The sequence below is a fragment of the Erwinia sp. GW821-FHT03D09 genome (genome assembly GCF_059420805.1).
In genome coordinates this window covers 53806-71587 of the sequence record NZ_JBWKUK010000009.1, presented here as the reverse complement: position 1 = coordinate 71587, position 17782 = coordinate 53806, and the positions used below count along the sequence as shown (strand labels likewise).

18 protein-coding genes and 2 tRNA genes are annotated in these 17782 nt (G+C 53.8%); 3 read left to right on the top strand and 17 right to left on the bottom strand.

What is annotated here, in order from left to right; genetic code table 11:
* Positions 1 to 24 precede the first annotated feature (24 nt).
* Genes rlmH through leuS form a run of 6 tightly spaced genes read right to left on the bottom strand, consistent with a single transcriptional unit; the run spans position 25 to position 5759 of the window.
* Positions 25 to 495 (bottom strand): 23S rRNA (pseudouridine(1915)-N(3))-methyltransferase RlmH, encoded by a 471-nt coding sequence (gene rlmH, locus AC07U6_RS10680; protein WP_105591034.1) that lies wholly within the window; start codon positions 493 to 495, stop codon positions 25 to 27.
* A 3-nt stretch (positions 496 to 498) separates the two neighbouring features.
* Entirely contained in the window at positions 499 to 816 is a 318-nt protein-coding gene (rsfS, locus tag AC07U6_RS10675) for a ribosome silencing factor (RefSeq protein WP_494761985.1), read from the bottom strand.
* Between the two features lie 48 nt (positions 817 to 864).
* A complete protein-coding gene (nadD, locus tag AC07U6_RS10670) occupies positions 865 to 1545 on the bottom strand; it encodes a nicotinate-nucleotide adenylyltransferase (RefSeq protein WP_494761986.1) in 681 nt (226 codons plus the stop codon).
* Positions 1538 to 2569 carry a DNA polymerase III subunit delta gene (gene holA, locus AC07U6_RS10665; RefSeq protein ID WP_494761987.1) on the bottom strand — a complete coding sequence of 344 codons (1032 nt, stop codon included), beginning with the start codon at positions 2567 to 2569 and terminating at the stop codon, positions 1538 to 1540. Before holA ends, nadD begins: the two co-directional genes overlap by 8 nt.
* Positions 2566 to 3162 (bottom strand): LPS assembly lipoprotein LptE, encoded by a 597-nt coding sequence (gene lptE, locus AC07U6_RS10660; protein ID WP_494761988.1) that lies wholly within the window; start codon positions 3160 to 3162, stop codon positions 2566 to 2568. The genes holA and lptE overlap by 4 nt, the downstream gene beginning before the upstream one ends.
* A 14-nt stretch (positions 3163 to 3176) precedes the next feature.
* Positions 3177 to 5759 (bottom strand): leucine--tRNA ligase, encoded by a 2583-nt coding sequence (gene leuS, locus AC07U6_RS10655; protein WP_494761989.1) that lies wholly within the window; start codon positions 5757 to 5759, stop codon positions 3177 to 3179.
* Positions 5760 to 5987: 228 nt separating this feature from the next.
* Between leuS and AC07U6_RS10650 the strand changes: the two genes are divergently transcribed.
* A complete protein-coding gene (locus tag AC07U6_RS10650) occupies positions 5988 to 6470 on the top strand; it encodes a zinc ribbon-containing protein (protein WP_494761990.1) in 483 nt (160 codons plus the stop codon).
* A 90-nt stretch (positions 6471 to 6560) separates the two neighbouring features.
* Here AC07U6_RS10650 and AC07U6_RS10645 read toward each other — a convergent pair whose 3' ends face one another.
* From AC07U6_RS10645 to AC07U6_RS10630, 4 genes are all read right to left on the bottom strand, one after another.
* On the bottom strand, positions 6561 to 7286 hold the full coding sequence (locus AC07U6_RS10645; RefSeq protein WP_494761991.1) for an amino acid ABC transporter ATP-binding protein: 726 nt from the start codon (positions 7284 to 7286) through the stop codon (positions 6561 to 6563).
* Positions 7287 to 7964 carry a glutamate/aspartate ABC transporter permease GltK gene (gltK, locus tag AC07U6_RS10640; protein WP_494761992.1) on the bottom strand — a complete coding sequence of 226 codons (678 nt, stop codon included), beginning with the start codon at positions 7962 to 7964 and terminating at the stop codon, positions 7287 to 7289. It abuts the gene before it with no gap.
* Entirely contained in the window at positions 7964 to 8704 is a 741-nt protein-coding gene (locus AC07U6_RS10635; RefSeq protein ID WP_494761993.1) for an amino acid ABC transporter permease, read from the bottom strand. The genes gltK and AC07U6_RS10635 overlap by 1 nt, the downstream gene beginning before the upstream one ends.
* A 192-nt stretch (positions 8705 to 8896) precedes the next feature.
* A complete protein-coding gene (locus tag AC07U6_RS10630; RefSeq protein WP_494761994.1) occupies positions 8897 to 9820 on the bottom strand; it encodes an amino acid ABC transporter substrate-binding protein in 924 nt (307 codons plus the stop codon).
* 354 nt (positions 9821 to 10174) lie between these two features.
* Between AC07U6_RS10630 and AC07U6_RS10625 the strand changes: the two genes are divergently transcribed.
* Positions 10175 to 10363 (top strand): hypothetical protein, encoded by a 189-nt coding sequence (locus AC07U6_RS10625; RefSeq protein ID WP_494764796.1) that lies wholly within the window; start codon positions 10175 to 10177, stop codon positions 10361 to 10363.
* 44 nt (positions 10364 to 10407) lie between these two features.
* Here the strand turns inward: AC07U6_RS10625 and lnt are convergent, their stop codons facing one another.
* The 5 genes from lnt to miaB form a co-directional block, all read right to left on the bottom strand.
* Positions 10408 to 11949 carry an apolipoprotein N-acyltransferase gene (gene lnt / locus AC07U6_RS10620; RefSeq protein ID WP_494761995.1) on the bottom strand — a complete coding sequence of 514 codons (1542 nt, stop codon included), beginning with the start codon at positions 11947 to 11949 and terminating at the stop codon, positions 10408 to 10410.
* Positions 11950 to 11956: 7 nt separating this feature from the next.
* Positions 11957 to 12835, bottom strand: a complete 879-nt coding sequence (gene corC / locus AC07U6_RS10615) for a CNNM family magnesium/cobalt transport protein CorC (RefSeq protein WP_494761996.1) — start codon at positions 12833 to 12835, stop codon at positions 11957 to 11959.
* Positions 12836 to 12918: 83 nt separating this feature from the next.
* Positions 12919 to 13386, bottom strand: a complete 468-nt coding sequence (gene ybeY / locus AC07U6_RS10610) for an rRNA maturation RNase YbeY (RefSeq protein ID WP_494761997.1) — start codon at positions 13384 to 13386, stop codon at positions 12919 to 12921.
* On the bottom strand, positions 13383 to 14447 hold the full coding sequence (locus AC07U6_RS10605; RefSeq protein WP_494761998.1) for a PhoH family protein: 1065 nt from the start codon (positions 14445 to 14447) through the stop codon (positions 13383 to 13385). The genes ybeY and AC07U6_RS10605 overlap by 4 nt, the downstream gene beginning before the upstream one ends.
* A 204-nt stretch (positions 14448 to 14651) precedes the next feature.
* The gene (gene miaB, locus AC07U6_RS10600; RefSeq protein ID WP_494761999.1) at positions 14652 to 16076 is read right to left on the bottom strand and encodes a tRNA (N6-isopentenyl adenosine(37)-C2)-methylthiotransferase MiaB; all 1425 of its coding nucleotides are present in this window, start codon (positions 16074 to 16076) and stop codon (positions 14652 to 14654) included.
* Between the two features lie 179 nt (positions 16077 to 16255).
* On the opposite strand from miaB, the gene ubiF reads away from it, so the two are divergent.
* Positions 16256 to 17434, top strand: coding sequence for a 3-demethoxyubiquinol 3-hydroxylase (gene ubiF, locus AC07U6_RS10595; RefSeq protein ID WP_494762000.1), 1179 nt, complete (start codon positions 16256 to 16258; stop codon positions 17432 to 17434).
* A 130-nt stretch (positions 17435 to 17564) separates the two neighbouring features.
* On the opposite strand, the gene AC07U6_RS10590 is transcribed toward ubiF, so the two are convergent.
* Together AC07U6_RS10590 and AC07U6_RS10585 are read right to left on the bottom strand one after the other, a co-directional pair.
* Positions 17565 to 17639: transfer RNA gene (locus AC07U6_RS10590), tRNA-Gln, on the bottom strand.
* 68 nt (positions 17640 to 17707) lie between these two features.
* Positions 17708 to 17782: transfer RNA gene (locus tag AC07U6_RS10585), tRNA-Gln, on the bottom strand.

The window sequence follows — 17782 nt, the reverse complement described above, 5'->3', positions numbered from 1 at the left end:
TGTATGTCCGGTTAACCCAGTTCGTTATTCACGATGATAGGGGTGATTCGCAGTAATGCTCCATGCACGATACAAACTCTCTGCAACCAAAACGCGTACCAGCGGATGGGGCAGGGTCAGCGCTGAGAGGGACCAGCTTTGTTCCGCCGCGGCCTTGCAGGCGGGTGACAGGCCTTCCGGGCCACCGATCAGCAGGCTGACATCACGACCATCCTGCTTCCAGCGTTCCAGCTGGCTGGCGAGCTGTGGGGTTTCCCACGGCTGGCCGGGTATATCCAGCGTCACGATGCGGTTGCCTTTTCCGGTAGCGGCCAGCATCATCTCGCCTTCTTTTTCCAGAATGCGTTTGATATCGGCATTCTTACCGCGTTTTCCGGCAGGGACTTCGACCAGTTCGAACGGCATATCCTTCGGAAAGCGCCGCAGATATTCCATAAATCCAGTCTGTACCCAGTCGGGCATTTTTGTGCCGACGGCAACCAGCTGCAGCTTCACGGCTTAACTCCAGAGCTTTTCCAGTTCATAGAGCTTACGGCTCTCTTCCTGCATAACATGAACAATGATTTCACCCAGATCGACAACGACCCAGTCAGCGGCGGTACGGCCATCAACGCTGAACGGGCGCAGGCCTGCCAGGCGAGCTTCCTGCACGACGTGTTCCGCAATAGAAACCACGTGACGGGTTGAAGTACCGGTACAAATCACCATGCAGTCGGTGATGCTGGATTTGCCCTGGACGTCGATAGCAATAATATCCTGGCCTTTCAGATCGTCGATTTTATCAATGACGAAGTCTTGGAGTGCTTTACCTTGCAAAAGGTTCCCCCTTGGGATTAAGTTCGTGTTGGGCTGATGCCCAAAAAATTAGCGGCGCAGTATAGCATGCGGATTTGGGTTCCGATATAAACCCTCGCGCACGATAAATTCACTGACCGACGGTGGGAGCAGATCGGCATCAGAGCGGCCCTGATGGAGGCGATCGCGGATTTCGGTTGCAGAGATTGAAAACAGCGGCGTATCGGCAAGAAAAACTTTACCGGCAGCCTGCTGATGCAGTTCTTCAGGCCGCGCTGCCAGATGTTCCTCAAGCCACTGTTGCTGTTCCGGCGTGGTCATTTCTCTGCTGTATCCCGGACGCTGGCAAACCAGCAGGTGACACAGTAACAGCAGATCCTGCCAGCGATGCCACTTGTGCAGGGTGAGCAGGGAATCCTGACCGATAATAAACGCCAGTGGTTGTGTGGGCCCGCGCTCCTGGCGAAGCTCGTCCAGTGTATCAACCGTGAATGAGGGCGTGTCGCGCTGCATTTCCCGCAGATCAAGATCGAACAACGGATTCCCCGCAATTGCCAGCCTGACCATTTCGATCCGCTGTGCCGGTGAGGCCTCCGGCTGTGGGCGATGGGGGGGCACGTTGTTCGGCAGCAGCGTCACGTTATGTAAACCTGCCAGCATCGCCAGGGCTTCAACAGGTTTCAGGTGTCCGTAGTGGATCGGATCAAACGTGCCGCCATACAGGGCATGAAGCTGAGTTTTATCAGGCATCGCAGAAGCTCGTCGGAAAGGCCGGATGGCAAAGGAGCAGCGCCAGCGTTTCAAGTTCAGACCACACCGACTGGCCGTAATCCTGCTTAAGCGTCAGTTCAATGCGCGCCAGCAGATGAATGCCCTGAGTCAGAGTCGCTGATGACAGCCGCTGTAGCGCCTCGCTGAACAGCGCTCTGCGGTTTTGCCATATGCGGTGCTGGTCGAAAAGCGTACGCATCGGCGTATGCGCCATCTGGCGTTTTAACATGGAGAGCAGCAGCAGATCGCGCTGTAGGGTACGCAGCAGGATCACCGGTTCACTATCTTCATTGCGCATCTGGCGCAAAATATGAAGTGCGCGCTTACTTTTTCCAGCCAGCAGGGCATCAACCCAGTGGTACGGGGTGAAATGCGCTGAATCGCTCACCGCCTGCTCAACCCGGGGTAGCGTCAGTTTCCCGTCCGGCCACAGCAAAGACAGCCGTTCAAGCGCCTGTGAAAGCGCCAGCAGATTCCCTTCATAGCAGTAACACAGCAGCTGGCTGGCGGCATCGTCTAACGTTAGCTGCATTTTTTTCGCCCGTGCACTCACCCAGCGAGGCAGCTGTGCCTGCTCGGGTGTCTGGCAGGGGATGGTGGCACCCTGGTTGCTCAATGCCTTGTACCAGGCACTGTTTTCCTGAGCTTTAGTCAGTTTAGCCGCGCGAAGGATCAGCAGGATATCGCTGTGCAGCAAACCTGAGAGCGTGAGCAGCTGCTCATTCATCGCTACGTTAGGGCCATTTTCCGGCAGGATAAGCAACAACGTTTGACGCGAGGAAAACAGGCTGAGTTCCTGGCAGAGCGCGAAAATTGACGGCCAGTCGGTGCTGGCATCCAGCGTGGCACTGTGATGTTCGGTAAAGCCCTGCAGCTGGGCGGCATCACGGATAGCATCCTGTGATTCCTGCAGCAACAGCGGCTCGTTACCGCTTAATAAGTAGCAGGCGCGCAGCCCTTCACGGAGCTGCGCGCCTAGCTGTTCAGGGTAAATCCTGATCATCGGGTGTAGGAATCGTCAGACACTGTATTGTCAGAGTGCAGGTGATCGACCGAAGAAGGCGTGCGATCCAGCGTGTTGATGGATGAATCATTCTCTGCCACATGCACCGTCAGCAGCTTACGAACCAGCTGCTGTGATGCCTGAGTACGCATTTCACTAATGATAATCTGCTGTTCGGAATCTTTTGCAAGTGCGGCCAGCGGGTTATCAAAGAATGAACGATACACGGTGGTGCTGATCGGGTAGATACCTTTATTCGGCACCAGTACCTGAGCGCTGACTACCATCATCATTGAGTATTCAGCCGTTTTACCATCCTGGAAGATCGACGCGGTATCGCGATTGATACGCTCGCTCTGAAGACGTAACGATGGCACCTCGGTGTTTTTATCCGTGCTATCCAGAATCTTCACATCATTCAGACGCAGCTGTTCGCGCACCGAACGAGCCAGAGGACCATAAGGATCGGACGAATCCAACACCAGCGTTTTCATCTCAGCAGGTACAGAGGTCGTACCGCGAAGGTGGTAGCCACAACCGGCGGTGATCAACACCGCCAGGCCAACAAACAGAGAGACTATCGGATGTCGCACAATTCCTCCTGACATCAACCCACAACCAGGTTCAGCAGTTTACCCGGCACGTAAATAACTTTACGAATGGTAACGCCGTCGAGATATTTCGCCACCAGATGCTCCTGTGCCGCGTGAGCCTGCACCTGCTCCTGAGTCGCGTCTGCTGCAACGGTAACTTTACCGCGAACTTTACCATTAACCTGAACAACCACCAGCAGCGAGTCTTCAACCATCGCTGATTCATCAGCCTGTGGCCATGGGGCATTATCCACTTCGCCTTCACCGCCCAGCGCCTGCCACAGCACGAAGCTGGCGTGTGGGGTAAACGGATACAGCATACGGACCACGGCCAGCAACGCTTCCTGCATCAGCGTGCGGTCCTGAGCAGTTTCCTGTGGCGCACGGAGCAGTTTGTTCATCAGTTCCATAATCGCAGCGATAGCGGTGTTGAAGGTCTGACGACGACCGATATCATCGCTGACTTTGCTGATGGTTTTGTGCAGGTCGCGACGCAGCGATTTCTGCTCGTCGCTCAGTGAAGCGATATCCAGCGCTTCGGTCGCGCCTTTTTCACTGTGTTCGAAGGCCAGTTTCCACACGCGCTTCAGGAAGCGGTTCGCCCCTTCAACGCCGGATTCCTGCCATTCCAGAGTCATATCGGCCGGAGAAGCAAACATCATAAACAGACGAACGGTATCCGCACCGTAGCGCTCAACCATCACCTGCGGATCGATGCCGTTGTTTTTCGACTTCGACATTTTGCTCATGCCTGCGTAGATCAGTTCATGTCCAGCGGCATCAGATGCTTTAGTGATACGGCCTTTCTCGTCGCGCTCAACGGTCACATCAACCGGAGAAACCCAGTTACGTTCGCCGTTGTTACCGGTGTAGTAGAAGGCATCGGCCAGCACCATCCCCTGGCACAGCAGGCGTTTAGCTGGTTCGTCGGACGTCACCAGACCTGCATCGCGTAGCAGCTTGTGGAAGAAGCGGAAATAGAGCAGGTGCATGATTGCGTGCTCAATCCCACCGACGTACTGATCGACCGGCAGCCAGTAGTTGGCCGCAGCCGGGTCCAGCATGCCTTTATCATAGTCCGGGCAGGTGTAGCGTGCGTAGTACCAGGATGACTCCATAAAGGTGTCAAACGTATCGGTTTCACGCAGCGCAGGCTGGCCGTTAACCGTGGTTTTAGCCCACTCAGGATCGGCTTTAATCGGGCTGGTAATGCCATCCATCACCACATCTTCCGGCAGGATAACCGGTAGCTGATCTTCCGGAGTAGGCATCACGGTGCCGTCCTCCAGCGTGACCATTGGAATTGGTGCCCCCCAGTAACGCTGACGGGAAACACCCCAATCGCGCAGACGATAGTTCACTTTACGCTCGCCAACGCCTTTTTCAGCCAGCTTGTTGGCAATAGCGTTAAAGCCGTCTTCAAACGACAGGCCGTCAAACTCACCGGAGTTGAACAGCGTACCTTTTTCGGTCATTGCCGAAGCGCTCAGATCCGGCGCTGTGCCGTCTGCGGCCAGAATAACCGGCTTGATACACAGATCGTATTTGGTGGCAAATTCCCAGTCGCGCTGGTCGTGGCCAGGCACTGCCATCACTGCACCGGTGCCATATTCCATCAGCACGAAGTTAGCGATCCATACCGGAAGCTGCTCGCCAGTCAGAGGATGCACCGCGAAACGGCCGGTGGCCATGCCTTTTTTCTCCATGGTGGCCATATCCGCTTCGGCAACCTTGGTATTACGGCATTCAGCAATAAAGTCAGCCAGCGCCGGGTTCGATGCGGCAGCTGCAGCCGCCAGCGGGTGGCCCGCAGCCACGGCCAGGTAAGTCACGCCCATAAAGGTATCAGGGCGAGTGGTATAAACGCTGAGCTTCTCTTCGCTGTCCGCAACGTTGAACTCGATCTCCACACCTTCAGAGCGGCCGATCCAGTTACGCTGCATGGTTTTAACCTGCTCAGGCCAGCTTTCCAGCGTGTCGAGGTCGTTCAGCAGTTCATCGGCGTAAGCGGTGATTTTAACAAACCACTGCGGGATCTCTTTACGCTCAACTTTGGTGTCGCAGCGCCAGCAGCAGCCGTCGATCACCTGTTCGTTGGCCAGCACGGTCATATCGTTCGGGCACCAGTTCACCGCCGAGGTCTTTTTATAGACCAGGCCTTTTTCGTAAAGCTTGGTGAAGAACCACTGTTCCCAGCGATAGTACTCAGGCTGGCAGGTCGCCAGTTCGCGGCTCCAGTCGTAGCCAAAACCGAGCAGCTTTAGCTGGTTCTTCATGTAATCGATGTTGGAATAGGTCCACGGAGCCGGAGCGGTATTGTTTTTTACCGCCGCGCCTTCCGCAGGCAGACCGAATGCATCCCAGCCGATAGGCTGCAGCACGTTTTTGCCCAGCATACGCTGGTAGCGTGAAATCACATCCCCGATGGTGTAGTTTCGCACGTGGCCCATATGTAGGCGGCCAGAAGGATAGGGCAGCATTGAGAGGCAGTAATACTTCTCTTTACCTTCCTCTTCGGTAACTTTGAACGTTTGCTTCTCATCCCAGTGTTTCTGGACGTGGGATTCTATCTCTTCCGGGCGGTATTGCTCTTGCATGGCTGCCAGTGGTCCTTTTTGAATAGCGCTAAGCTTATTTCTGATTTCATTTAAGATCCGCATAGCATAGCTGATCCCCCCCCAACGCAACAACAGTAAGCGAGCGGCGAGGCGGCATTTCTCTTTAAGCTGGAAGCGCTGCGGCAAATTTGTGCAATGAAAAGCCGTATTTTTTGTACAGGAACTAGAATGATAGGGAAATGCTTTCGTTATCAATAAGGAGAGTCCATGAACAAGGTTGCTCAGTACTATCGCGAGTTTATTTCATCCTTAACGAAGCGCCTGGAACAGGGCGAGCGCGACATTGATGAGCTGGTCGAAAGCGCACGGCAGCGGATGAATAACCGTGGCGAATTGACCCGCAGCGAAATTGATGACGTTACGCGAGCGGTTCGCCGCGATCTGGAAGAGTTCGCGCGCAGCTACGCGGAGAACGAACAGGAGCTCGGCGACAGCGTGTTTATGCGGGTCATTCGCCAGAGTCTGTGGAAAGAACTGGCTGATATTACCGATAAAAGCCAGCTTGAGTGGCGCGAAGTGTTTCAGGATCTGAATCATCACGGGGTGTATCAAAGCGGTGAGGTGGTTGGGCTGGGAAATCTGGTTTGTGAGAAATGCCAGTTTACCCGCGCGATTTACACGCCTGAGGTATTAACTCGCTGCTCTGAGTGTGGGCACGATCAGTTTCAGCGTCTGCCGTTTGAACCGTAGGCTGCGAGTCTGAAAAGGGTGAAATCGGTATCCGGATAAAGTAAAAATATCATTCTCCGGATACCGTTTTTTAGCTATGGGAAGCCCGCCTTAATGCAGGATTTTCGCCAGGAACTCTTTTGCGCGCTCCGACTGAGGGCTGTTGAAGAAGTCATCCTTCAGTGAGTCTTCTACAATTTTGCCTTCATCCATAAAGATCACTCTGTTGGCCACTTTACGGGCAAAGCCCATTTCGTGGGTCACCACCATCATGGTCATTCCTTCATTCGCCAGCTCAACCATCACATCCAGCACTTCGTTGATCATTTCCGGGTCCAGTGCTGAGGTGGGTTCATCAAACAGCATGGCGATGGGGTCCATGCATAGCGCGCGTGCGATGGCTACGCGCTGCTGCTGGCCGCCGGAAAGCTGCCCAGGGAACTTATTAGCGTGTGCTCCCAGCCCGACGCGTTCCAGTAGCTTCAGCCCTTTCTGACGCGCCTCATCTTTATTACGTTTAAGAACCTTGACCTGGGCCAGAGTCAGGTTTTCAACGATGGAAAGGTGGGGAAACAGTTCAAAGTGTTGGAACACCATGCCAACGCGTGAGCGTAATTGAGCAAGATTGGTGCGTTTATCGTTAACCGCCGTGCCGTTGACTTCAATCACCCCCTGCTGGATGGGTTCCAGACCGTTGACGGTTTTAATCAGCGTAGATTTACCGGAACCGGAAGGGCCACAGACTACTACCACATCACCTTTCGTCACTTCCGTTGAGCAGTCGGTCAGCACCTGAAATTGACCATACCACTTAGAAACATTTTTCAGGGTAATCATTTAAACAGTCCTTTTTTTCTTTAAATAGCTGACCAACAGCGAAGCACTGAGGCTGATAACAAAATAAACCGCGCCGGCAAACAGCACCATTTCAATTTCCGTACCGTTGTTGATTCCGATGGTATCGGCTGTACGGAAGAAATCGGCGAGGCTCAGAACGTAAACCAGTGAGGTGTCCTGGAACAAAACGATACCCTGGGTAAGCAGCAGCGGCACCATGGCGCGAAACGCCTGCGGCAGTATGATCAACTGCATTGACTGCCACTTGGTCATCCCCAACGCCAGCGCGGCGTTGCCCTGACCACGTGCAATACTCAGTATTCCGGCGCGAATAATTTCGGAGTAGTACGCGGCTTCAAACAGTGAGAAGGCCACCATTGCCGAAATCAGGCGGATATCTGTTTTGGGTGACAGCCCCAGTACCTGCTGAAGGAAGCTCGGCACCACCAGATAGAACCACAGCAGTACCATTACCAGCGGCACTGAGCGGAACAGGTTGACGTACAGGCGAGCAAACCAGCTGACGACGGTAATCGACGACAGCCGCATTACCGCCAGCAGGGTGCCCCAGATGATGCCAAAAATCACCGCTGTAATCGTGATTTTTAGAGTAACAACCATACCGTTCCACAGGTAAGGCAGGTTGGGAACAATAGTGCTCCAGTCAAATTCGTACATTATTTTCCTCCCGTATTGCCGGGCAGGCGTACTTTACGTTCAACCAGGCTCATCAGCAGCATAATGACCGCATTGATGGCGATATAGGCCAGCGTAATAGCCGTAAATGATTCATAGGCGTGCGCGGAGTAATCTAGCAGCTTGCCCGCCTGCGCCGCCATATCAACCAGACCAATAGTTGAAGCAATCGCCGAGTTTTTCACCAGATTCAGCATTTCAGAGGTCATGGGGGGCACGATCACGCGATAGGCGTTAGGCAGCAGGACATAACGGTAGGTCTGTGGCAGCGTCAGTCCCATCGCCAGCCCGGCGTTTTTCTGCCCGGAAGGCAGAGACTGAATAGCGGCGCGGACCTGCTCACAAACGCGTGCGGCGGTAAACAGCCCCAGGCAGAGAACAGAGCAGGTGAAGAACTGAATATTGGGGGCCAGCTCCGATTTGAACCACATGCCGACACTTACAGGCAGCAGTTCAGGGACGACCAGATACCAGATAAAGAACTGAACGATCAGCGGTACGTTGCGGAAAAGTTCGACATAACAGGTACCCAGCGTTGACAGCCATCGGTTCGGAACGGTGCGTAAGATACCGAACAGCGATCCAACCAGCAGAGCGATAATCCAGGCGCAGACTGAGACGGCAACGGTAACCTGGAAACCAGACCATAGCCAGCCAAGATAGGTGGTATTACCGAACGGGGCCTCTTGCAGGAAGATTCCCCAGTTCCAATCAATTGACATAAACAACTCCGGTAAAAAAGGGTAGCGACTGCTACCCTGAAGATTGATGAGAGGCCCTGATGTACGCTGCGGGGAACGACCGCTTAATACCTTAGCCAGGCTGATGTGGCATATGCCACATCAGCCTGGCCGTGTCTGCCCGGGCCAGTGTTCAACAATCGTAGGGCAGCAGACTGCCCTTTATTTTCGTTATTAATTCATTGCCTTGTCGTTCGGAGACTTGAACAGCGCTTTCATATCGTCTGACAAATCGAAGTCCATGGTCATGTTTTTAGGTGGAATTGGCTGTTTAAACCATTTATCGAACCATTTAGCCGCTTCGCCGGACGTCTGCGCCTGCGCGATAGTGCCATCTATCAGCTTTTTAAATTCGCCGTCGCCCTTGCGCAGCATACAGCCGTAGGCTTCGTGCGACTGCGGCGTGCCAAGAATTTCCCAGTTAGACGGTTTCTTCGCTTTTGCGCGTTCACCTGCCAGCAGTGCATCATCCATCATAAAGGCTACCGCGCGGCCGCTTTCCAGCGTACGGAAGGAGTCGCCGTGATCTTTGGCGCTGATGATGCGCATTTCCATTTTCTTCTCATCATTCAGCTTGTTCAGCAGAATTTCAGACGTTGTACCGGAAGTGACCACGACGCTTTTCCCTTTCAGATCGGCGAAGTCTTTAATCGGGCCACCTTTTTTCACCAGCAGGCGGGTACCCACAACGAAGATGTTGTTAGAGAAGGCCGCCTGTTTCTGGCGTTCCAGGTTATTGGTGGTGGAACCGCACTCGAAATCATAGGTGCCATTTTGCAGCAGCGGGATGCGGTTCTGCGAAGTGATTGGCAGGAATTTAACCTGCAGATCGGGCTTGTTGAGTTTCTTTTTGATAGCTTCAACGATGGCGTCGGAGTATGCCTGAGAATAACCCACCACTTTTTGCTGATTATCGTAGTAGGAGAACGGGACGGATGATTCACGGTGACCCACAACGATGACGCCGTTTTTAGCGATTTTTTCCAGGGTCTGTGTTTGCGCATCGGCAGCCTGTGGTGCCGCAGCCTCTTCTGCATTAGCAATACCGGAGGCGAAACCTGCCAGTGCAAGGCAAAGCCCCAGTTTCCGTAATTTCATGTTCCAACTCCTTTGTGTTGCGGCGCGAGTTACACTGCGCCTACGTGATGTTGTGTGTATTTCCAGTTGTTTATCTGTTTTTTGTACAGTCGTTAACGTGGCCTTTCTCAAATAACATAACCGAATGTTAACGGCAGGATACGAAAAAGTTTTTTTTTTGCGAGTCATGCCGCACCAATCAGGCGCCTTGCAGCTAGCCTTGCTGTGTAATAGTGCGTTAAATGCTCTTTTATAGTGCGCGCGGCGTTTCATCATGACTTTATTGAGGGCGACACACGTTGTTACGGAAATATTTTGCAATCATCGTGCCAACCGCAGTTTTTTAACAAAAGTGCAGCATAATCGGCGAGCAGGATGATGGATGCGATCGAGAGGGCTACGGCCAGCCAGAAAGTGGAAGGTAGATCGTTGGCGAAGAGGATATATACGTTAGAAAAACAGAATGTGAAATTCGCAGAGGTGGAAAGTAGAAGTGGAAAAGGTAGAAAAGGGCTGGCGAGGGAAAATATCGCGAAGGTAACAGGGGGAGAGCATTTTGAATGAGGCATAAAATACGGAGCCAGCGAAAAGACTGGCTCCGGGAAGATTTAACGCTGAGCTCCGCGTGAGCGCCAGCAGCACAGTGCGCCCACCGCAGCGAAGAGCAGAGTGATAAACCACACGCCCCAGTTACCGATACGTGCGTAAGGGGTCAGGCCCGTAGTCGGTGTGACTTTTGCGGAGAGCACCTCGGCGGAGAACTGAGGGATAGTCTGGCTGATATCCCCTTTGGCGTCCACGATGGCCGTTACGCCAGTATTGGTGCTGCGCAGCAGAGGACGACCCAGCTCCAGCGCGCGCATCTGCGCCATTTGCAGATGCTGCCATGGGCCAATGGAATGGCCAAACCAGGCATCGTTTGAGATCGTCAGCAGGAAGTTAGTATCCGGCTGGAAGTTATCCCGCACCTGCTGACCCAGTACGATTTCGTAGCAAATCGCGGCGGTAAGATTAAAGCCCGCCACTTTGAGCTGCGGCTGAATGTAGCTGCCACGGCTGAAAGAGGACATTGGCAGATCGAAGAACGGTGCCAGCGGACGCAGCAGCGATTCCAGTGGGACGAATTCACCAAAAGGCACCAGGTGATTTTTTTGGTAGCGGTTGCCGCTGAAGTAGTTGTAAGGCTCCGGTCCACCCAGCACGATAATCGAGTTGTAATCGTGGTAACGATTATTCTCCAGCCGCGAGTCAACAATCCCGGTAATCAGACTGCTGCCACCGTTGCGAAGCTGCTCATCAACTTCTTTCAGGAATGGCTGTTGGCGCGTTTCCAGATCGGGAATGGCTGACTCCGGCCAGATAATAATCGGCGCTTTACCAACCCAGGGGCGGCTGAGCGCGGTATAGGTTTTTAGCGTATTAACCAGCTGGTTAGGGTCCCATTTCATCGATTGTGCGATATTGCCCTGCACCAGCGCCACGTCAACGGCGCGTTCTGGTAACGGCTGAAACCAGTTAACCAGGCGCAATGGCCACGGCAGTAAAAGCAGGGCAAGGGCGATGATGCCCGCGCTCAAACGCCGCCGATTGACGGCGAAGACCATCAGACCCGCTATTACCATCAGTAGGAAAGTGATGCCCTCCACACCGATTAGCGGTGCCAGTCCTTTTAAAGGGCCGTTAATCTGGCTGTAGCCGAACTGTAGCCACGGGAAGCCGGTTAAGATCCAGCCGCGTAAAAACTCCGTGATCTGCCAGAGAACCGGCGCAGCCAGCACCAGGCGCAGCAGCGATGTTTTCGGGAACAGGCGGTTTAGCAGGGTGGTGAACAGCATCGGATACAGCGACAAATAGGCCGCCAGCAGAACCACGAGGAAGATATTCACCGGGCCCGGCATACCGCCAAAGGTGGCGATGCTGACGTAGACCCAGTTAATACCACTGCCGAACAGGCCAAATCCCCATACGAAGCCAATAGCGCAGGCCTGCCGAGTTGTGCGGTTCAGCGTTAGCGCCTGGAGCCCGATTAAAGAGACCAGGGCGGCTGGCCAGAAATCATAGGGGGAGAAAGAAAGGGTGCCAGCGGCACCCGTTAACAGCGCGAGCAGCAGGCGAACCTGCTGGCGCTGACACATTGAGGCAATTGCCATAAGGTAATTACTCTTCCAGAGTGGGCTGTGGCGAGTTTTCCGGAACCCTGACATGAACCTGGATGATACGGCGGCTGTCGGCCATGGCGACCTTAAATTGATAGCCATCGATTTCAATGCTCTCTCCACGAGCCGGGAGATGGCCGAAGCCCTGCATCACCAGTCCACCAATGGTATCCACCTCTTCATCGCTGAAGTGGGTGCCGAATACCTCATTAAAGTCTTCAATCGGGGCAAGCGCGCGCACGGTATAGGTATGACGGCTCAGCTGGCGGATATCACGATCTTCTTCATCGTCATATTCATCTTCAATTTCACCGACGATTAATTCGAGAATATCCTCAATGGTCACCAGACCGGAAACGCCGCCAAATTCATCAATGACGATAGCCATGTGATAGCGCTGCGAGCGGAACTCTTTCAGCATGCGGTCAACACGCTTACTTTCCGGTACCACAACAGCCTGGCGCAGGACTTTTTCTATACTGAACGGCTCGGAACTGCTGCTCATAAACGGCAGCAGATCTTTCGCCATCAGGATGCCTTCAATATGGTCCTTGTCTTCACTGATCACCGGGAAACGCGAGTGGGCAGAGTCTATGATCACCGCCAGGCATTCTTCCAGCGTTTGATTACGCTTGAGCGTGATCATCTGCGAGCGGGGGATCATAATATCGCGTACACGCTGTTCGGCGATATCCATCACCCCTTCCAGCATATCCCGGGTATCCGGATCGATCAGCTCGTTCTGCTCGGAATCACGGATTAGTTCAAGCAGTTCATCACGGTTTTTAGGCTCACCGTGAAACAGCTGGCTGAGGATCAGGCTAAAAAATCCCTTTTTACTACTGGGACTGTCGTTATTCTGTGAATGGTCATCGCTCATGGCGTTTTTGAGTTAGTCTCTCTGTTAAGGGATCGGCTGCCCCCGCAGGGGCAAGGCGTACAGCAAGCTGGATACGCCAGTACTTATTCTTTCTCCGAAATGTACGGATCGGGATAGCCAAGAGCAAGCATTATCTCGGTCTCCAGCGATTCCATCTCTTCGGCTTCGTTATCTTCGATGTGATCATAACCTAATAAATGCAGGCTACCGTGGATCACCATGTGCGCCCAGTGCGCCTCCAGCGTTTTCTCCTGCTCCTGCGCTTCCTGCTCAACAACCTGACGGCAGATAATCAGATCGCCCAGCAGGGGCAGTTCAATGCCCGGCGGCGCTTCGAACGGAAAAGACAGCACGTTGGTTGGCTTGTCCTTGCCGCGATACGTATGGTTTAACTCATGGCTTTCCGCTTCATCCACCACGCGAATGGTGACTTCACTTTCCGGCTGGAACTGCGGCAGTACCGCTTCCAGCCAGCGGCGGAAATCAGCTTCAGCCGGTAATCCTTGTTCACTTTCACAGGCTAACTGCAGATCAAGAATGACTGTACTCATTTGGGCTCCTGTGAAGCGGCCTGCTGCAGGGCAAGCGCTTCACGTTTACGTTCTTCTGCCAGGGCATCGCGCCGTTTTTGATCGGCACTTTCCCAGGCTTCATAGGCTATGACAATACTGGCGACAACCGGATGACGCACCACGTCTTCGCTGTGGAAGAAGTTGAAGCTCAGCTCCGGTACGTCAGATAGCACTTCAATGGCATGGCGCAGACCGGATTTCAGATTACGCGGCAGGTCAATCTGGGTCACATCACCGGTAATCACCGCTTTGGAATTGAAACCAATGCGCGTCAGGAACATCTTCATCTGTTCGATGGTGGTGTTCTGGCTTTCATCAAGAATGATAAACGCATCATTCAGAGTGCGACCGCGCATATAGGCCAGCGGAGCCACTTCGATAACGTTGCGCTCAATCAATTTCTCCACGCGCTCAAAGCCCAGCATCTCAAACAGGGCGTCATACAGAGGACGCAGATAAGGATCGACCTTCTGGCTGAGATCGCCAGGCAGGAAGCCCAGCTTCTCACCAGCTTCCACTGCCGGGCGTGTCAGCAGGATGCGGCGTATTTCCTGGCGTTCCAGCGCATCTACCGCAGCGGCCACCGCCAGATAGGTTTTCCCGGTACCCGCCGGCCCGATACCAAAAGTGACGTCGTGATCGAGAATATTGGCTATGTACTGCGCCTGATTCGGCGTACGTGGCTTGATAACGCCGCGCTTGGTCTTAATGTGAATCGCTTTGCCAAATTCAGGCACGCTCTCCGCTGTCTGCTCCAGTACCCGGCTCTCTTTAATCGCCAGGTGGATCTGTTCCGGGTCGATATCCGGGATATGGCCACGCACGGGGGCGGTATCCACGTAGAGATCGCGCAGGATATCCACGGCGGCATTGACGCAGAGCGCACGGCCAACCAGTTTAAACGCATTATCGCGGCGATTTATTTCAATCCCAAGACGGCGTTCCAGCTGCTTAATGTTGTCGTCGAACGGACCACAGAGGCTCAACAGCCGGGTGTTATCGGCTGGTTCTAAAGTCATTTCACGTGTTTCAATATTCAAACTAATCCTTTGGGTCACTCAGGGCCAGGTTGAGAAAATGGGCTTCACCGACTTAAGCGCCAGTGCCATAAGGGAATTATTTATGGTGAGGTGCAAAGGTGCAAGCGTCTCAGTCGATATTTGGGCTGAGATTTCAGAAACCAACCGTCGTTGCATGAAATAATGCGGCGAACTGGAAGGCTCGCCGCATTTATAAAGGTGGGATCAGGGCTGGAATGACCCTACGCCGAGCTCGTTTTCCTTACGGGTACGGGCAATAACTGAGGCGGGGGATTCAATACTGCGCAGACCCATCTGTTCTTCGCTGCGCACCAGCACGCCGCGCAGTGAGTTGGTGTAAACATCGACGATTTCAACATCAACAAATTTGCCAATATGCTCAGGCGTGCCTTCAAAGTTGACCACGCGATTATTTTCCGTGCGGCCTGAGAGCTCCATCACATTCTTACGCGAGGTGCCTTCCACCAAAATTCGCTGTACGGTACCGAGCATGCGGCGGCTCCACGCCATCGCCTGCTGGTTAATGCGGTCCTGCAAAATATACAGGCGCTGTTTCTTCTCTTCTCCAGACACATCGTCCGGGAGATCGGCGGCTGGCGTACCGGGGCGCGCGGAGTAGATAAAGCTGAAGCTGACGTCGAAGTTGATTTCGCCAACCAGCTTCATGGTTTGTTCAAAGTCGGCCTGAGTTTCGCCAGGGAAGCCGATGATAAAGTCGGAACTGATCTGAATATCTGGACGTGCGGCCAACAGCTTACGGACGATCGCTTTATATTCCAGTACTGTATGTGAACGCTTCATCAGCGTGAGTATGCGGTCGGCACCGCTTTGCACCGGCAGGTGCAGGAAACTAACCAGCTCGGGCGTATCGCGATAGACTTCAATAATGTCGTCAGTAAATTCAATCGGATGGCTGGTGGTGAAACGAATGCGGTCAATACCGTCAATGGCGGCGACCAGGCGCAGCAGTTCGGCGAACGTGCAGATTCCACCGTCGTAAGTTTCGCCCCGGTAAGCGTTGACGTTTTGCCCCAGCAGATTGACTTCACGCACGCCCTGAGCGGCGAGCTGAGCAATTTCAAACAGAATGTCATCCGAAGGTCGGCTGACCTCTTCGCCGCGCGTGTAGGGCACCACACAGAACGTACAGTACTTGTTGCAGCCTTCCATGATAGAAACAAAAGCAGTAGGGCCGTCTGCACGCGGTTCCGGCATGCGGTCAAATTTTTCAATTTCCGGGAAGCTGATATCAATCACCGGGCTTTTGGTACCGCGGACGGTGTTGATCATTTCCGGCAGGCGATGCAGGGTCTGCGGGCCAAAAACGATATCCACGCAGCTGGCGCGCTGACGAATATGCTCGCCCTCCTGCGATGCCACACAGCCACCCACGCCGATAATGACGTCCGGTCGCGCTTCTTTCAGCTTTCGCCAACGGCCAAGCAGATTGAAAACCTTTTCCTGAGCCTTTTCACGGATTGAGCAGGTGTTGAGCAGCAGTACGTCAGCATCTTCTGCTTCTTCGGTCAGGGTATAACCGTGGGTGCTGTTTAACAGGTCAGCCATTTTGGATGAGTCATACTCATTCATCTGGCAGCCCCAGGTTTTAATATGCAGTTTTTTTGTCATTGACTTGCCATTTGTCATGCAGAAAAGAGTGCAGGGCGCGTATCCTATTGTTTCGCGACCAGTGAAACTGAGGTAACGGAGTTAAAATCCGGTACACTTACTAACTATCAGGATAACAGAATTCGCCCGGCGAGGTGAAGCTGTAGAGTATATTTGGCAACGCCGGTGAAGGAAAAACAATGACAGAAAATGAGCAGAAGGTAGATGTGGCCATTGTGGGCGGTGGCATGGTTGGCGCCGCGCTGGCCAGTGGTCTGGCACAGCACGGGTTTGAGGTAGCGGTTCTGGAGCAGGAAGCCCCGGTGGAATTTGATCCTGCCAGTCCTCCCGATGTGCGTATCTCAGCTATTGGTGCTGCATCCGTCGCTTTACTCAAACAGCTTGATGTCTGGTCTGCGGTTAGTGCCATGCGCTGTGTGCCCTATCGTCGGCTGGAAACCTGGGAGTGGCAGACGGCTCAGGTGTCCTTTGATGCCGCCTCGCTTGGACTGCCGGAACTCGGCTATATGGTAGAGAACAGCGTGCTGCAGCGGGCGCTGTGGCTGCGCTTGCAACAGCAGCCCGTGCGGATGATTTGCCCAACTCGCTTGCAGGGTTTGCAATCAACGAACGGTGGCTGGCAGCTCACGCTGGACGGCGGCCAGCGGCTGAATGCGCGTCTGGTTATCGGTGCTGACGGGGCCAATTCTCAGGTGCGCCAGATGACTGGTATTGGTATTCGCGGCTGGAATTATGCTCAGTCCTGTATGTTAATCAGCGTGCGCTGTGAGCATGATGCGGGAGATACCACCTGGCAGCAGTTTACTCCACAGGGGCCACGCGCTTTTCTGCCGTTGTTTGATAACTGGGCATCACTGGTCTGGTATGACAGCCCGGTGCGTATACGCCAGCTGCAGTCGATGCCCATGGCTCAGCTGCAAAAAGAAATTGCTGCTCATTTCCCGGCGCGATTAGGCAAAGTGACTCCCGTGGCGGCCGGATCTTTCCCATTGGTCCGCAGGCATGCCATCGACTACGTTAAGCCAGGCCTGGCGCTGGTAGGCGATGCGGCCCACACTATCAATCCGCTGGCAGGGCAGGGAGTGAACCTCGGTTATCGCGACGTGGATGCGCTGATAAGCGTGCTGAGTGAGTCGCTATTGCGCGCTGAGGACTGGGCCTCTGAAGCCGTACTGCGGCGTTATCAACGTCAGCGGCAGAAAGATAATCAGCTGATGCAAAGCGGAATGGACCTGTTCTATTTTGCGTTCAGTAATCAGCTTGCTCCGTTGAAATTTGTCCGGAATCTCGGGCTGATGGCGGCAGAGCATTCGGGAGGATTGAAGCGGCGGGCCTTGCGGTACGCGCTGGGGCTGTAAGCTTTACTTCGGGTGGGTTAACAGCCTGCCCGATATTTTCACGAAACGCGCTGTTTTTTATGGTGAGTATGTTTGAGCGATATAAACAACAGACGTAAAAAAGCCCGCTTGCGCGGGCTTTTTTGCTTTATGGCTGGGGTGCAGGGATTCGAACCCCGGAATGCTGGTATCAGAAACCAGAGCCTTACCACTTGGCGACACCCCAATTTTTACTGCGTCTGGCGAACCAGGCGACTTTTATTTTGCGACTTAATACAACCAGCCGTCTTTATATGGCTGGGGTGCAGGGATTCGAACCCCGGAATGCTGGTATCAGAAACCAGAGCCTTACCACTTGGCGACACCCCA

Excerpts from the sequence above, each read along its gene's own strand:
- nadD (WP_494761986.1), bottom strand. The coding sequence starts at position 1,545 with ATGCCTGATAAAACTCAGCTTCATGCCCTGTATGGCGGCACGTTTGAT.
- holA (WP_494761987.1), bottom strand. The coding sequence starts at position 2,569 with ATGATCAGGATTTACCCTGAACAGCTAGGCGCGCAGCTCCGTGAAGGG.
- leuS (WP_494761989.1), bottom strand. The coding sequence starts at position 5,759 with ATGCAAGAGCAATACCGCCCGGAAGAGATAGAATCCCACGTCCAGAAA.
- AC07U6_RS10650 (WP_494761990.1), top strand. The coding sequence starts at position 5,988 with ATGAACAAGGTTGCTCAGTACTATCGCGAGTTTATTTCATCCTTAACG.
- AC07U6_RS10645 (WP_494761991.1), bottom strand. The coding sequence starts at position 7,286 with ATGATTACCCTGAAAAATGTTTCTAAGTGGTATGGTCAATTTCAGGTG.
- gltK (WP_494761992.1), bottom strand. The coding sequence starts at position 7,964 with ATGTACGAATTTGACTGGAGCACTATTGTTCCCAACCTGCCTTACCTG.
- AC07U6_RS10635 (WP_494761993.1), bottom strand. The coding sequence starts at position 8,704 with ATGTCAATTGATTGGAACTGGGGAATCTTCCTGCAAGAGGCCCCGTTC.
- AC07U6_RS10630 (WP_494761994.1), bottom strand. The coding sequence starts at position 9,820 with ATGAAATTACGGAAACTGGGGCTTTGCCTTGCACTGGCAGGTTTCGCC.
- AC07U6_RS10625 (WP_494764796.1), top strand. The coding sequence starts at position 10,175 with ATGATGGATGCGATCGAGAGGGCTACGGCCAGCCAGAAAGTGGAAGGT.
- lnt (WP_494761995.1), bottom strand. The coding sequence starts at position 11,949 with ATGGCAATTGCCTCAATGTGTCAGCGCCAGCAGGTTCGCCTGCTGCTC.
- corC (WP_494761996.1), bottom strand. The coding sequence starts at position 12,835 with ATGAGCGATGACCATTCACAGAATAACGACAGTCCCAGTAGTAAAAAG.
- ybeY (WP_494761997.1), bottom strand. The coding sequence starts at position 13,386 with ATGAGTACAGTCATTCTTGATCTGCAGTTAGCCTGTGAAAGTGAACAA.
- miaB (WP_494761999.1), bottom strand. The coding sequence starts at position 16,076 with ATGACAAAAAAACTGCATATTAAAACCTGGGGCTGCCAGATGAATGAG.
- ubiF (WP_494762000.1), top strand. The coding sequence starts at position 16,256 with ATGACAGAAAATGAGCAGAAGGTAGATGTGGCCATTGTGGGCGGTGGC.